At 55.6% G+C, this 14,816-nt stretch carries 10 protein-coding genes and 2 tRNA genes; 8 read left to right on the top strand and 4 right to left on the bottom strand.

What is annotated here, in order from left to right; all coding sequences use genetic code 11:
* The first annotated feature begins 38 nt into the window (after positions 1-38).
* Both CLV58_RS28165 and CLV58_RS23310 read left to right on the top strand, forming a co-directional pair.
* Positions 39-266 carry a hypothetical protein gene (locus tag CLV58_RS28165; RefSeq protein ID WP_146141518.1) on the top strand — a complete coding sequence of 76 codons (228 nt, stop codon included), beginning with the start codon at positions 39-41 and terminating at the stop codon, positions 264-266.
* A complete protein-coding gene (locus tag CLV58_RS23310) occupies positions 251-640 on the top strand; it encodes a type II toxin-antitoxin system VapC family toxin (protein WP_106140248.1) in 390 nt (129 codons plus the stop codon). The genes CLV58_RS28165 and CLV58_RS23310 overlap by 16 nt, the downstream gene beginning before the upstream one ends.
* Positions 641-725: 85 nt before the next feature.
* Here CLV58_RS23310 and rlmD read toward each other — a convergent pair whose 3' ends face one another.
* A complete protein-coding gene (gene rlmD / locus CLV58_RS23315) occupies positions 726-2,183 on the bottom strand; it encodes a 23S rRNA (uracil(1939)-C(5))-methyltransferase RlmD (protein ID WP_106140249.1) in 1,458 nt (485 codons plus the stop codon).
* A 209-nt stretch (positions 2,184-2,392) separates the two neighbouring features.
* Here rlmD and CLV58_RS23320 point away from each other — a divergent pair, with 209 nt between their 5' ends.
* On the top strand, positions 2,393-4,624 hold the full coding sequence (locus CLV58_RS23320) for a T9SS type B sorting domain-containing protein (RefSeq protein WP_106140280.1): 2,232 nt from the start codon (positions 2,393-2,395) through the stop codon (positions 4,622-4,624).
* 22 nt (positions 4,625-4,646) lie between these two features.
* A complete protein-coding gene (locus tag CLV58_RS23325; protein ID WP_106140250.1) occupies positions 4,647-5,456 on the top strand; it encodes an SDR family oxidoreductase in 810 nt (269 codons plus the stop codon).
* A 90-nt stretch (positions 5,457-5,546) separates the two neighbouring features.
* Here CLV58_RS23325 and CLV58_RS23330 read toward each other — a convergent pair whose 3' ends face one another.
* Positions 5,547-6,272, bottom strand: coding sequence for a hypothetical protein (locus CLV58_RS23330; protein ID WP_245882436.1), 726 nt, complete (start codon positions 6,270-6,272; stop codon positions 5,547-5,549).
* Positions 6,273-6,345: 73 nt separating this feature from the next.
* Here CLV58_RS23330 and CLV58_RS23335 point away from each other — a divergent pair.
* Positions 6,346-6,418, top strand: a tRNA-Lys gene (locus tag CLV58_RS23335).
* Between the two features lie 45 nt (positions 6,419-6,463).
* On the opposite strand, the gene CLV58_RS23340 is transcribed toward CLV58_RS23335, so the two are convergent.
* Positions 6,464-6,889 carry a DUF3127 domain-containing protein gene (locus CLV58_RS23340; protein ID WP_106140252.1) on the bottom strand — a complete coding sequence of 142 codons (426 nt, stop codon included), beginning with the start codon at positions 6,887-6,889 and terminating at the stop codon, positions 6,464-6,466.
* Positions 6,890-7,039: 150 nt separating this feature from the next.
* Between CLV58_RS23340 and CLV58_RS23345 the strand changes: the two genes are divergently transcribed.
* The 3 genes from CLV58_RS23345 (at position 7,040) to CLV58_RS23355 (ending at position 13,035) form a co-directional block, all read left to right on the top strand.
* Positions 7,040-7,121, top strand: a tRNA-Leu gene (locus tag CLV58_RS23345).
* Between the two features lie 536 nt (positions 7,122-7,657).
* Positions 7,658-8,662, top strand: coding sequence for an alpha/beta hydrolase family protein (locus tag CLV58_RS23350; protein ID WP_170108775.1), 1,005 nt, complete (start codon positions 7,658-7,660; stop codon positions 8,660-8,662).
* Positions 8,663-9,174: 512 nt separating this feature from the next.
* Complete coding sequence (locus tag CLV58_RS23355) at positions 9,175-13,035, top strand: hybrid sensor histidine kinase/response regulator transcription factor (protein ID WP_170108776.1); 3,861 nt, start codon at positions 9,175-9,177, stop codon at positions 13,033-13,035.
* Positions 13,036-13,487: 452 nt separating this feature from the next.
* On the opposite strand, the gene CLV58_RS23360 is transcribed toward CLV58_RS23355, so the two are convergent.
* On the bottom strand, positions 13,488-14,810 hold the full coding sequence (locus CLV58_RS23360; RefSeq protein WP_106140255.1) for a TolC family protein: 1,323 nt from the start codon (positions 14,808-14,810) through the stop codon (positions 13,488-13,490).
* Positions 14,811-14,816: the final 6 nt, after the last annotated feature.

A 14,816-nucleotide genomic window follows, 5' to 3' on the forward strand; every position in this document is an offset into this window, starting at 1 on the left:
TCTTTATTACTTACATTGTGTTTCTTCTCAGCACAGCTATGCAGATACAGGTAGACATAAGCTTCGATCAGTTGGTGCAACTAGCGAAAGGATTAACACCGACGCAATGGGTAAGGCTGAAATCAGCCGTCGATACAACTTATACGGCGCCAAATCAGCCGTCAGACCTTGAAGCTTTTTTATTGACAGCTCCCACGTTTACCGACGAACAAATTCAGGAGATTGATCAAACCAGAAGGCATATCAACCAATGGCGAACAACCTGATACTCATTGACACGTCTATATTGATTGACTTCTTTCGAAAGACTGATAAATCGAACTCCGTACTGATTTCGCTCGTGAGAAGAGGGTACACTTATTGTATATCTGCCGTTACAGAGTACGAGATTTATACAGGTGCTACTCCGGATCAGATTGATTTTTGGAATAGTTTTCTTGACCGAACGACAGTTTTACCATTCGACAAAGCGACAGCTAAAGTTGCCGTTGATCTTACCCGTTCGTTGAAGAAGAGTCGAAATCTCATTGATATCGCCGATCTTTTCATCGCGGCCACTGCCATTGCGAACAATCTGTCTTGTGCTACACTCAACAAGAAGCATTTTGAGCGGATTAAAGAACTGGCACTTATCGATTAGTCTTGATGGATGCCAGTAGTCTATTCATCTATCATTCAGTAAAAAGGGGCCAGTTTTGACACTGGCCCCTTTTCTATTTTTACGGTTACCGCTTTGTCAGCAATACCACGTTTTCGACATGGTGCGTGTGCGGAAACATATCGACGGGCTGGACGTCGGTAACGGCGTAGGCTTCGTCCAGAATACCCAGATCGCGGGCCTGTGTAGCCGTGTTGCAGCTCACGTACACGATACGTTCGGGCGCGGCTTTGAGCAACTGGCGCGTTACAGCTTCATCCATACCGGCGCGGGGCGGGTCAGTAATCACGACGTCAGGACGGCCGTGCTGATCGAAGAACGCGTCGGTCAGTACGTCACGCATATCGCCCGCGTAGAAGCTGGCGTTGCTGATTCCATTGACCTGCGCGTTGATGCGGGCATCAGCAACGGACGCTTCGACATACTCGACCCCAACGACTTCGCGCACTCGCCGGGCAACGAACAGGGCAATCGTACCGGTGCCGGTGTAGAGGTCGTAGACGCGCTCGTTACCAGTCAGGCCGGCCCAGTCGCGGGCGACCTTGTACAGATTATAGGCCTGCTGCGCGTTGGTCTGGTAAAACGATTTAGGCCCAACCCGAAACGTCAGGGGTGTCCCGCTACCGTCGTCCATAAACTCTTCGATGTACGCCTTACCCGCCCAGTTGATTACCGTCTGATCCTGATAGCTGTCGTTCTTCTTGGTATTCAAGATGTAGTTGAGCGACGTAATCTGGGGGAATTCACATTGTAGAAAACTCATCAGTCCATCCAGTAGTTCGGGATTGTCCTGCGCTACCTGCACTGTGACCATCACCTGTCCCGGTGCGCCGTTGAGCCCACCCGCCGTACGGATAATCAGCGTCCGCAGAAAACCCACGTGCTGTTTCAGGTTGTACAGACTCATGTCGTTGGCAAACACATAGTCCGTAACCGCCTGCCGGATGGCGTTCGACGGATCGGGCTGCAGGTAGCAGTGGTGAATCGGCAGCACCTTGTCGAACCGGCCCGGCACGTGAAAGCCCACGGCACGCGGGTCCATCGGTAAATCGGTGGCGGCTTCGGCCTGCGTCAGCCACCGGCCATCCGCGCAGGTAAACTCCAGCTTATTGCGATAGTACTCTGTTGGATGAGCCGCCAGAATCGGACGAATCGTCGGCAACGCAACCTTCCCAATCCGGGTCAGGTGATCGACGACCTGCTGCTGCTTGAAGCGCAGTTGCTCGTCGTATTGAATGTGCTGCCACTTACAGCCCCCGCAGGTACCGAAGTGCTCGCAGAACGGATCGGTCCGTAACGCCGACCGCTCGATTACCCGCTCCGCTACGGCTTCGCGGTACTGTTTTTTCCTGTTCGTAACCCGCAGGTCGACCACGTCGCCGGGGGCAACACCCGGCCCGCCCGTGGGATTTTCCACAAAAATGACGCCCTCCTCGGTCCGCACGATACACTTGCCTTCGGCCGCCACATCAGCGACCGTTACCGCGTATAGTCGTTCGGGGGCTTTATGATTTTTTCTCCGCATACTTGTCTCAAAAAACCGCTAATTTACATAGCCTTTTACGGTTGTCCGTATACAGTTTTCGGTTTACGGTTATCAGCGGATAGCGATCATCGTGTGATGGGTATTTAACAGGCTGGTTCTACGCAGCCAGTAGACGTGTGATCACCGTCAGCAATAAACCGGAAACAGTATACCGTAAACCGAATACGATAACAACCAAACCCTTTTCTATGCACAACATGTACCGGTTCGTAGGGTGGATAAGTATGCTGATCGGCCTGTGGCTGGTTGGTAGTGGGGCGGCACGAGCGACGCATATTGTGGGCGGTGAACTGGAACTACAGCGACTGACGGGCAGTTCAGCCACGCACCGCATCAGTCTCAACCTGTATTTCGACGCTGTCAACGGCAACCGGGATGCCAATGACTCATTCGTTATGATTTTCGTCTACCGAAAGCGTGATAATGTGTTAATGGGCAACGTTACCGTACCTCGGCTTACTACGCAGAACGTCGTGTATACCAATTCGACCTGCGCCCGCGCTGATCTGCAAACGCTACTGATCCGCTACAGTACCGACGTCACGTTTTCGCAGACGCTTAACGACCCAGGCGGCTACTATATGAGTTGGGAACGATGCTGTCGTAACGGAGCGATTAGTAACATCGTCGACCCCGGTGGCGCGGGCATGGCCTTTTACCTGGAATTTCCAGCGCCATACGTCGGCACCACGCCTTATGTCAATTCGTCGCCCGTATTTGGTGTAGCAAAAGGCGACTATAGCTGCGTCGGCCGGCCATTCACGTTTGATTTTGGCGCGAAAGACCCCGACGGTGACAGCCTGACCTATAAACTCGTCACGCCTTATAATGGCTACAGCACAAAGACCCTAACAGGACAGCCCGACGCGCCCATTACTCATCCAGCCCCCTACCCCGAAATCCGCTGGGTAAATGGCATTTCGACCGCCAACGAAATTCCTGGCACAGCTCCGCTGCAGGTCAACCCCCGGACGGGCCTGCTCAGCGTCACCGCCGACCGGGTCGGGCTATTCGTCTTTTCGGTGGAAGTCGATGAGTACCGCCGGGGTGTCCGCATCGGGCGGGTTCGGCGCGATTTTCAGCTGAAAGTGATCGACTGCCCCAAAAACGACCCACCTCAGTTACTGCTCAAAGCGAATGGCCAATCCGGTTTTTATAAAGAAGGCACGGTGATAACGTTGGCGGAAAAAGATACTAACTGTCTAAATCTGTATGTAACCGATGCGCAGGCCAACCAGCGCATTACGATTACGAACATGAGCGGCTCTTTACCGGGATTGACGCTGACACCCGGCGTTCTCCAGACCCGAACCACGACCGACACGCTGCACACAACGTTCTGCTTCGGGCGCTGCGTGGGTAACGGGGGCCCGATCACTCTGATGATTCGGGCTACCGACGAAGGGTGTCCACAGGGGCTGAGCGACACGCTGACGGTCCGCCTGCAACTCACCGGCTCCGCCAACAACAAGCCGAAAGCGACGACTAACCTGCCCGATAACCGTGGGCGGACAACGGTCGGTACGTCGCTCAGCTTCACCGCTTTCGGTACCGACCTCGACAACGATAACATCAGCATTCAGGCCGTTGGCCGGGGCTTTACGCTGACGCAGGCGGGCATGTCGTTCGGCTCCGCATCGGGCGTGGGAAAAGTATCGAGCCCGTTTGTCTGGAAACCTACCTGCACCGACGCAACCCGGTCGGAATACCTCGTTGATTTTATCGTGATCGATAATCGCTGCAACGGTAATCTGCGCGATACCGTCACGGTCAACCTGGGGGCCGTGGGCTTACCCAGCCAGCCCCCCAGCATCCTGACCTCACTGGCCCAGTCGACGGTCACCCTGGTTGTCAGTACCGACCCGCAGGCCGGTAGCAGCTCATTCGTGGTGACGGGCGATGACCCCGACCGCGACACACTGCGGATGACAGGCACCGGCCGGGGGTTCGACATGAAAGCCATTGGCATGAGCTTTACAGGCAAGACCGGCCGGGCTGCGTTAACATCCCCCTTCGACTGGAAACCCACCTGCGAGCTGCTGGCGGGCAAGTCGGAAGCCACATTCGTCGTTGATTTCGCCGTTGACGACCGCTCCTGTCAGCCGCAGCACACGGCGGCTACGACCGTTACGTTCGTCCTCAAAGATGAATCCGTCGACGCTGAGATTACCGTTCCAAACGTCTTCACGCCAAATGGCGACGGCATGAACGATGTCTTCACGGTTAAGAATCTACCGGCGAACGCCTGTGCCGAGCAGTTCAAAGCCATCGAAATCAGCAACCGCTACGGCCGGGTGGTGTTTACCTCGAAAGATCCCAAATTTGCCTGGGACGGGGCCGATATGCCGACTGGCACCTACTATTATCTGCTGCAAACGACAAAACGCACCTTTAAAGGTCCGGTCACGCTCATTCGCTGACCATCGCGTATCTTCGCCCAACATGAACGATAAGATTGTACTCATTACCGGCGCATCGTCGGGCATCGGGAAAGCACTCGCTTTTGCCTTTGGCCGCGCGGGTGCCCGCATTGTCATCTGTGCCCGTAAGGCAGCCGCCCTCGACGCTGTCCGGGCCGAACTCGAACAGGCAGGCATCACCGTCCTAGCTCTCACCGCCGACGTCAGCGTCGAAGCCGACGTAAAGCAACTAATCGACCAAACCATTGCCCATTTCGGCCGACTCGACATTTTGATCAATAACGCCGGTATTTCGATGCGCTCCATGCTGATCGACACCGACCCGGCCGTGATTCAGAAAGTGATGGACATTAACTTCATGGGGACGGTGTACGCTACACGCTACGCTCTGCCCTACATCACCCAAAGCAAAGGATCGATCGTTGGTATTTCGTCCATCGCCGGGTTCCGGGGCCTCCCCGTCCGGGCCGGCTATTCAGCGTCCAAATTCGCCATGAACGGCTTTCTGGAAGCCGTGCGCACGGAACTGCTTCACACCGGCGTCCACGTCCTGACTGCCTGTCCCGGCTTTACGGCATCGAACATTCGCGTGGCCGCCCTCGATGCACACGGGCAGGCCAAAGGTGAAACCATGCGCGACGAAGAAAGTATGATGAGTGCCGAAGAATGCGCCGACCATATTCTCCGCGCCGTCAAATCCCGCAAACGCGAACTAATTCTGACTGGTCAGGGAAAGCTCACCGTCTTCCTCAACAAACTCCTTCCCAGCTTCATGGACAAGATGGTCTACAACACGCTGGCCAAGGAAAAGGACTCACCGTTGAAGAAGTGATTGACTGGTTGAGTGATAGAATGATTGAATGGGTTCGTGCACCAGCTTATTCAATCATTCTATCACCGCGCGGGCGGCCCCGTCAACCAGTCAAATTACCCACACCTGATCCTGGCGGACGTAGTACCATTGGTTGTGCCAGCGAACGCGCAGGTAGATGTCGCGGCTACCGAGAATATTGAGTTTGTTACCCCGGCTGATGACTTCCGCGACGGGTGCGGCTGCAGACGGGTCGGTGCGGAGCAGCACGCGATCGTGGTTAGTGATACCCGACCGAACTCCGCGCGGTAGGTTTACGAACAGCAGTAAGCCGATCAGGTAAACGAGCACCACCCATTTCTGTCGGGCGGGAATGGGCTGCTGCCGCAGCGCTTTAGTCAGCAGCACCCCGAAGGCATACAGCGCCAGCACCAGCAGGAACAGCAGAAAGTAGACGCCGAACCGTTTGTAGAACAGATAGAAGTAATTGAGGTCGTCGGTTTCGTAGCCGCTCAGGTTGTTTGTCCGGGCAATATCGTTCATTCGACGCAACACGGCATCGCTGGGATGACGCTCGAAATACACCTGTAAGTAGTACAGCAAGTGTGGAACGTCATTTTGTCGTTCGTAGGCACTGGCTAATTTCAACAACATCGCATCCGTCGGTGTAAAGCCCCGCGCCAGCACGGCTTCGTACAGTCGGGCCGCATCCGGCTGAGCGTCAGCGGCAAAGAGCGAATCGGCCCGCCGTAAGGTATCGGCCCGGTCGGCGGCCCAGGTAGCTGACGCGGTCAGAAACCAAAAAAATAGGCTTATTTTAAGAGCAAAGGCTTGCATTGAACCAAATAAGGGCATACTTTTGCACCACAATCAGGGAGACGCCTTTCATCATATAAGTCGCCGACCTTCTGATCTGGTAGCTCAGCTGGTAGAGCAATACACTTTTAATGTATGGGTCCTGGGTTCGAATCCCAGCCGGATCACACGAAAAAAGCCGCTTCAAAAGCGGCTTTTTTGTTTGGTTCTGCTTAGAATGGCAGATCGTTGCTTTCGTCGTCATCAAACGCGCTGTTGAACGATGCCGCAGCCGGCTTGCTTGGTGCCGACGCTGGCGCAGACTGAGCCGGACGCGACGCATAACCACCGGCAGCGGGTGCCGACGCAGCCGTTTCTTCTCCTTCGGCAATTTCGATCCGGAACGCCCGCAGCTCGGTGTACCAGCGCTCGTTGTATTCCCGTGATTCGGCACTAAAAGTAGCCTTCAGCGTATCGCCGGTCGCAAACTGTTTCAGATCATTCACCTTCTCGCCCCAGGCCGTCATGCACACCTTTTTGGGGTATTGGCTATCCAGCGTTTCGAGCACGAACTCCTGCTTCATCCAGGGTCCTTTCTGGCTTTGACCCGACACTTCGGGCAATACTTTGATGAGTTTTCCGACTAATTCCAGTGCCATCTGACTGTGTGTTAAATAGGTAATTAAGAAGATAAAAGTACGAATTTTTGCCCGCATTTCGGCCGTCTTTTGGCAAAAATCAAAAAAGAAAACGGCCTTTATTTGACAACAGAGCCACAATTCACTATGTTTGCACCACAATAACCAACTGGCCACGTGGTGAAATTGGTAGACACGCCATCTTGAGGGGGTGGTGCTGCAAGGCATGGTGGTTCGAGTCCACTCGTGGTCACAGATTACAAGTAACAAAGCCCTGTAATACAAGCTATTACAGGGCTTTTCTGTGCAAGAAAAAGAAGAAGCAGTGAGTTCTTCTTTTTATGCTATGTCTCGACTTCAATGCGACGCAGCAGCTCACACGAAATAAGTGTTACATTCCAACAATCCATTGCTTAAGGAGAATAAAGTGGTTTCAGCAAATCAACTTCTGCGTTCCACGCTCTACAACGTACACCTGATCTGTCTGTCGACTAGACCGTTTGGGCTAATTTTTGTAGAGGGAGTTAAAGACACTTTCTCTCCTACTCCATGCGAATTCAAGTCGCCCTTCTTGGGCTTACACTCTTATTGAATGCTTGTTCCAAGCCAAGGGTCGACCTCCTCAACCCTGACGAGTCGCCCTCAACCACTGTATCAGAACCAACACTTTCCAGCCAAGTAGGACCATGGAATCCCAAGCAACTGGCTACCGCCCCAAGTTACCGCTGGCTAAACGCGAATACTGAGACGTTACGTCAACTCGTTTATGACGGGCCTGCCTACGGCTCTTTGTCTAGTACAGAAGTATTTGCTTATTATAGCAAACCGACAAACGGAGCAACAGGTAACAACCCCGCTATCGTGCTGATTCACGGCGGTGGCGGGCAAGCTTACAAAGAATGGGTGCAGATGTGGGCTTCGCGTGGCTATCACGCCATCGCTATGGACTTAGGCGGTGCCGGTGCCGATGGAGCCCGATTAGCCAAAGCCGGGCCCGAGCAGGGAGACACCCGTAAGTTCACCAGCATTAGCGACACGCAGGACAAACAGTGGATTTACCACGCCGTATCGAACGTACTAGCTGCTCACGCGCTGATTCGCTCACTACCCGGTGTCGATTCCACAAAGACGGCCGTCGTCGGTGTGAGCTGGGGCGGCTTTCTGGCTACGATGGCAGCAGGGCTTGACCCACGCATCGATGCCGCATCTGTAACCTACGGCAGTGCCTACCTTCAGGAACAGGGCGGCATATTCGACAAGTATTTTGCCCAGATGAGCGCGGCCCAGAAAAGCCAGTGGGTTGCCAAATACGATCCGGCTAATTACCTCGGCAATGCCAAGGCTCAGATGCTGTGGATAAGCGGTGCCACCGATCCGTACTTCACCCCCGCAACCCAGCGGCCAACTCATCAGATCGTAGCGGGCCAATCACAGTACAGTCTGCGCATGGTGATGAGCCATTCGCAGGCGGACGGGGCCAACCCCAATGAGATACGACTGTTTTTGGATAAAATCTTCCAAGGCGGCAAGGGCCTGGCTCAGATTAGTGATCTGAGCATGTCTGGTCAAACGGCGAAAGCAACCGTCAAAGGTCCAGCGGCCATTCAGAAAGCGACGATCTCCTACACCACCGACACGACCCTGCCCTATTCGTCCCGGAGTTGGCAGACGGTTAACGCGGTACTGAGCGGTGAAACGATCACGGCAACCGTACCGACCAATGCGACGATTTGGTTCATCAACGCAACTGACGCTCAAGGGGCAGTCGTGTCGACACCGTATCAAATCAAGTAACCCGCTCATTGGAAGCTGTGTTGTACAAGCTCAATCTACCTAGCTAGAGCTGGGGAGCTGAGTAGCTATCAACAATCTAGAAAAGCGATTGAATCACTCCGACTCAATCGCTTTTCGTTTTTACCAGCCTTCCCGTTCGCAACTTATTTCCGTAAGGTACTGAGAGACAGTTCCGGCTACCATACGAATGAGGTAATCACTCGGGCCATGCCTGGTTGCTGTGCACAACCAGTATCGCTGGTTTGGTATAAATCAAGAGGCAGGCTTTATCTTCGCCGATACTAAGTAGCACTATTGCCTTACTGGAGCAATACGACCAGATAAGACAGGCCGCTAGCCCATATCTGCGAATGAGTATTGTCAATGAGGTGACGTTTTGGGTCAGGTATAGCATACGACGATATGCCCTATCCGGTGCAAACCGGTGGTTCGCAGTACTATTACTGTTACCTGCGCTAGTCAATGCCCAGTCCCCAAAGCTGTCCCTTACCCATCTGTCCGTTGAGAACGGGTTGTCCAACGCAACCATCAACTGCATCATTCAGGACAAGCGGGGGTTCATGTGGTTTGCTACCAACGATGGCTTAAATCGCTACGACGGCCACACCTTCACTATTTTCCGGCCAGACCCCGCTCATCCCACAACCAGCTTTCGCGACAACCGCGTCATGTCGGTCTACGAAGATCGGCAGGGCGTACTCTGGGCTACAACGGCAGGCGGTGGCCTGCACCAGATCGATCCCATGACGGGGCAGGTCACTGCGCATTATATTCCGGGGGCGGACGCGGGGCAGCGTAACAACCAACTCTCGACCTACCAGGACGAGCGGGGGCATCTCTGGGTGGGCACGTGGGGGGGGCTGGTTCGCTATGAGCCCGACCAGCGGCATTTTACGCTGTACGCATCACCGATACCGCGCTTCGTCGTCAAACAAATTGTCGAAGACCGACAACACCGAATGTGGCTGGTGACCAACGACGGACTTTACCAGTTCGACCCTGCGACCTGCCACTATTCCCGGGTACCCGAGCAGGAAAACGATAAGCCACATCCCAACCTGGACTATCTTTACATAGATCCGCAGGACCCGAACCAGCTATGGATTAGCAGCGTGGGCAGGGGCTTGTTTCAGCTTCGACTGGATGCGCCTTCGCTGGTACTTCAGCCGTACATTACCCGGCAGGGGCCGCTCAACCCCTTTCTGTTTATGTATGCCCTGCTACGAAATCAGCAGGGGCAGCTTCTGGTTGGGTCATCGGACGGGTTGCAACAGATCGACCTGGCGAGCCGTCAGTTGGTCACCTACCGGCCCAATCCCAATCAACGGGATGGGCTGAGTAGCGTATACGTACAGGTAATTTTCATTGATCGCAGTGGGGCGCTGTGGCTGGGTACGAATAACGGCCTTGACAGACAGACAGCAACGACCGCCCTCTTCAGCACCTACCAGGTTACGCCGGCCAGCCAGTTCACCAATTTTTTTGAGAATAAGGCCCCCGCGCTGCTGACCGATGAGCAGGATAACCTCTGGTTTACAAACTCCATTGTGCTGTATCGGCTCAACCGAAAGACAAACCGGCTGACAACGATCCCGGCCAAAACGCTCGGGTCAACCGATCAGCAAGTCAATTACATCAGCGCGTTACTGGATGACAAGGCCAGTGGCCTATGGATCAACTCAAGTCAGGGCCTGTACCACTACGACCAGCCGTCTGATCGGTACACATTTTATCCGTGCCCGATCATTCTGGACCACACCAGCTTGGGGCCGTCCGGCCTGATATGGCTGGGCGGTGAAGACGGATTCGCGTCGTTCGATCCCCGCACCCACCGGTATACCGATTATAACTGGCTTCTGAGCCAAAAGAATGGACTGGCGCAACACCCGGTACAAACGCTGCTGGCCAGCCGGACGGGCGACATCTGGCTGGCCTTGCTGGGATACGGTCTGATCCACTTTACGCCAGCGACAGGGCAATACCAAACCTTCCGTGGGCAGCTGGCCGATGACGTGCTGGCCCTCTACGAAGATGAGCAGGGGCTGCTGTGGGCCGGTACAAACCAAAGTGGCCTGCAACGGTACGACCCAAAGACAAACCAGTTTCAATCGTTTACGACCCGCGAAGGCCTGCCCACCAATCGCATTGTCAGCATTGCCGCCGATACAAGGGGCCGGTTGTGGCTGGGTACCGACCGGGGTTTGTGTCGCTTTGAACCGGCAACGAAGGGGACCTGCCTGTTCGATACGCGGGACGGACTGCCCAGCAACGAGTTTCTGCCGACTGCGGTTATCCGCCATCACGACAAACTCATTTTCGGTACGGTAAACGGAATCGTAACGGTCGACCCCAACTTGCTTACGCGAAAAAGCAATGCGTTTCCGGTATACATCACCGGCGTTTCGGTCAACAACAAACCGTATCCGTTACAGAAGGAGTTATTACAGCTTTCGCACGACCAGAATACGATCTCGTTTGACTTCGTCGCCCTTACGCAGCGCTCACCCGATGGCGACCGCTACGCGTATCGGCTATCCGACCTTGACGACGACTGGGTTATAGTGGGCAATCGCCGATTTGCCAACTATACCAACCTGCCCCCCGGCACGTACCGCTTCGACGTAAAAGCCGTTAACAGCGACGGCGTCTGGAGTACTGAGCCGGCTAGTTATCGCTTTGTCATCCAGGCTCCCTGGTGGGCAACGGGCTGGGCGTATATGGTGTACGTCATCGCACTGGCAGGGCTGGTCTGGCTTGGCGTTCGGCTGTATAGCCATCGGCTGCACCGGCAGCAGCAGCAGGAACTGGACCGGCAGAAACTGGAACAAATGCAGGAGGTTGAGCAGTTGAAAACGCGCTTTTTCACCAACATCACGCACGAGCTACGGACACCCCTGACGCTGATACTGGCCCCCGTCAGTATGCTGCTCAACGACTTATCCGCGACGCCCCACGCGAAATTACTAGGCACCATACAGCGGAACGCGCAACAGCTCCTTAACTTGATCAATCAGTTGCTGGACTTTGCCCGACTGGAAGCCCAGCAACTTCCGCTTCGGCTACGTCAGGGCAGGCCAGATCGATTCGTTGCCGACATCGTGAACGCGTTTACGGCGTCAGCGCTCCCCAACCAGGCGATCATTCGGTATCAGACGGCGCTGACAGCCAACTACTGGTACGATGCCGAGAAGCTTGAGCGAATTCTGACCAACCTGTTGGCCAATGCAATCCGGTACACCCCACCGACGGGTCAGATCAGGGTAGAACTCCTGCCCGCGACAGTCGGCATCGAACTAATCGTTGCGGACACCGGCGCGGGTATCGCGGCCGACCAGCTCGCGTTTATTTTTGACCGCTTCTACCAGGTACCGGTTGCTGATTCAGACTCGACCGGCCCAGCGGGCAGCGGGTTGGGTTTGTCGCTTGTGCATGAACTGGTTCTGCTCCACGGCGGCCAGATCACTGTGCAAAGTGAGGTCGGTACCGGGACGACCTTTCGCGTAGCACTGCCCTACGAGGTAGCGCCACCAAGTAACGTCGACGATGAGGACATTACTCAGCCAATGACGCTGACCGATAACCAAACCGGAACCGAGTCGGCAACGCTACTGCTGGTCGAAGACAACGACGAAGTAGCGGACTTTGTCGGCCTTCTCCTCCAGCCCCATTACCAGTTCCAGCGCGCGGCTAATGGCGCGGCTGGCCTTCAGCTAGCCATTGACGACTTGCCCGATTTGATCATCACCGACGTAATGATGCCTGTGATGGATGGTCTGACCCTGGTCGACCGACTCAAAACCGACGAGCGGACAAGCCACATTCCGGTTATCATGCTTACGGCGAAGGCATCGGTCGACAGTCGCATCGCAGGCTTGTCGACGGGGGCTGACGACTACCTCACCAAACCGTTTAACCCGGAGGAACTGCTGTTGCGCGTCCGGAATCTGCTCCAGCGTCAGGCGCTGCTCCGGGAGCGCCTGCGAAACGAACTTATTGCGGATGGTTCGTCAGCCGATCCGGTCGCCCCCGTCAGCGACCCGTTATTACAACGCTTGTACGAACTGATCGAGACCCGCCTGGACGATACGACGCTGACAGTCGATCAGGTAGCAGAGCAGTTGCACCTGAGCCGGTCGAGCGTGCATCGGCGCGTCAAGGCACTCACCGGCCTGTCCGTCACCGAACTGATTCGCAGTTACCGGTTACGACGGGCTACCCAATGGCTGGCACAGGGCTCGACCAGTTCGCAGGCGGCTTATGCCGTGGGCTTCGACAGTCCGGCTTATTTCTCCAAAGTCTTCAGGGAACAATACGGCATGACGCCCCTTGACTACGCCCGGCAGCAGACTCAGCCTTCGAACTGGAACAACTGAGCCGACAGCCTGATACCCTGTCCGGACTACACTCATCGTACGCTGACACCAGTTGGGCGGAATAACTTGCTAAACGATAAAGCAGTGACTATCTGTTGGGTATGCAACCACAGTTATAGCTTTCGCACCATCTGTTATAGCCCTACTCAGCGAATCAGCCGATTTTTGTTGATAGAAAACAGCGTGCCCTGTTGTGCACATCGACCGCTTTTCGCTTCTACTACCACCCTTTCTGTACTCGGTACAGGCACCTGCTACTTAGCGGTTAACGTTGACGCAGGTTGTACCATCCCCCCTTTGACGAGCCGCTTACCTTGACGCCGAAGCCACCTGACGCTTCCGTTCGTGTCTGGCAAAGCGGCTCGGCTTTTTTGTGTCGTATTCTCCCAAACAACCGCTCAGGCCACACAACCTCCGCTACTCAATGCAGCCGGGTGGGTGAAGCCACCAGCCTACTGCCCGCCGAGTCGCTGAAGTTCGGATAAGGCCAGGCGGTAACCTATCTGCGCCGAATACAAGTCGACTTCCGCTTTCTGGAGAGCCTGCTGCGTTTCCAGCACGTCGCGTTTGAGCGTCAGGCCTGCCGCCAGCCGGTCCTGTTTCAACTTCAGCTCGTCGCGCCGGTACTGCACAGCCTGGGTCGCGATGGGGATCAGTGACTGGGCCTGCCGGGCTTTTCGGTGGGCTTTGCCGACCTCGGTTTGTAGGTGTTCCAGTGTATACTGCCGGTTCTCATCGGCCTGCTGCTGCTGCGATAGTCGCTGGTTTACTGCCGACCGGCGACGGCCAAAATCGAACAGGTTGTAGCTGAGTTGCAGACCTAGGAAAAAGTTGTTGGCAGGTAACTCCGAGATCACATTCTGGTAGTTGTAGCCGCCCAGCGCACCCACCATGGGCAGGTAGTCTTTGCGGGCCGCCTGCACGCCAATGCTTGCTTTCCGACTGAGCTGATCGGCCTTGCGTACGTCGAGGTTGCCCGACTGAGCAGCCGTCAGGTACGTGTCGACCGGCTGCAACGCCAGCGGGGCATCGGCGGGGGCGCTAACCGTCAGGGGCGTTTCGGCGGGCTGGCCGAGCAGTTCGTTCAGATCGGCGGTGTAATCCTCGACCTGATTCTGTAGCTGGCGAAGCTGCTGCTGCTGATTGGCCAGATCGGCCTGCAAGCCCACTTTGTTGACCGGGTCGGTTTTGCCCGCCAGCAGGGCGCTTTCCAGATCATAGAGTTTCGCCCGCGTCAGTTCGATGGCTGTCTGGGCCTGCTCCTGCTGTTTCTGAGCGATCAGCAACCCGAAATAAACCTGCTCGACCCCGTGCCGGATCGCCTGCTCAGCCTGACTGACGTCGGTTTGCGCCAGTTCCACGTCAGCCTGTGCCGCCCGGACGCCGTCCTTGATTTTACCTAACTGTGAGATCGGCTGGAACGCCAGTACGCCCCCCGTAAACAGGTTGTGTTTGGCGTCGAACAGCGTTAGTTCTTTCTGGGGCAGCAGGACTGGTGTGTTTCCCGGAATAACCCCCAGCGCCCCGGCGGGCAGCGTCAGGTCGTTGGCCACGCCGTTGTAGGCATAGAGGGCGCTGGCCTGCACCAGCGGGTACAGCCGGCTCTTGGCATCGGTAATTTTATAGGTGGATTCGTCGACTTTGTGGCGGGCAATTTTCAGGCGTCGATTCTGCGCGACGGCCTGCTGCTGCGCCTGCGCCAGGGTTAGCTCCTGCGCCATTCCGACGTGGCTCCCCGCCAGCAACAGGGCGAGGCATAGAAGGATACGTTTCATGACTTG

This window comes from Spirosoma oryzae (genome assembly GCF_003002825.1).
GTDB classification, from domain to species: Bacteria; Bacteroidota; Bacteroidia; order Cytophagales; family Spirosomataceae; genus Spirosoma; species Spirosoma oryzae.

Excerpts from the sequence above, each read along its gene's own strand:
- CLV58_RS28165 (WP_146141518.1), top strand. The coding sequence starts at position 39 with ATGCAGATACAGGTAGACATAAGCTTCGATCAGTTGGTGCAACTAGCG.
- CLV58_RS23310 (WP_106140248.1), top strand. The coding sequence starts at position 251 with ATGGCGAACAACCTGATACTCATTGACACGTCTATATTGATTGACTTC.
- rlmD (WP_106140249.1), bottom strand. The coding sequence starts at position 2,183 with ATGCGGAGAAAAAATCATAAAGCCCCCGAACGACTATACGCGGTAACG.
- CLV58_RS23320 (WP_106140280.1), top strand. The coding sequence starts at position 2,393 with ATGCACAACATGTACCGGTTCGTAGGGTGGATAAGTATGCTGATCGGC.
- CLV58_RS23325 (WP_106140250.1), top strand. The coding sequence starts at position 4,647 with ATGAACGATAAGATTGTACTCATTACCGGCGCATCGTCGGGCATCGGG.
- CLV58_RS23330 (WP_245882436.1), bottom strand. The coding sequence starts at position 6,272 with ATGCAAGCCTTTGCTCTTAAAATAAGCCTATTTTTTTGGTTTCTGACC.
- CLV58_RS23340 (WP_106140252.1), bottom strand. The coding sequence starts at position 6,889 with ATGGCACTGGAATTAGTCGGAAAACTCATCAAAGTATTGCCCGAAGTG.
- CLV58_RS23360 (WP_106140255.1), bottom strand. The coding sequence starts at position 14,810 with ATGAAACGTATCCTTCTATGCCTCGCCCTGTTGCTGGCGGGGAGCCAC.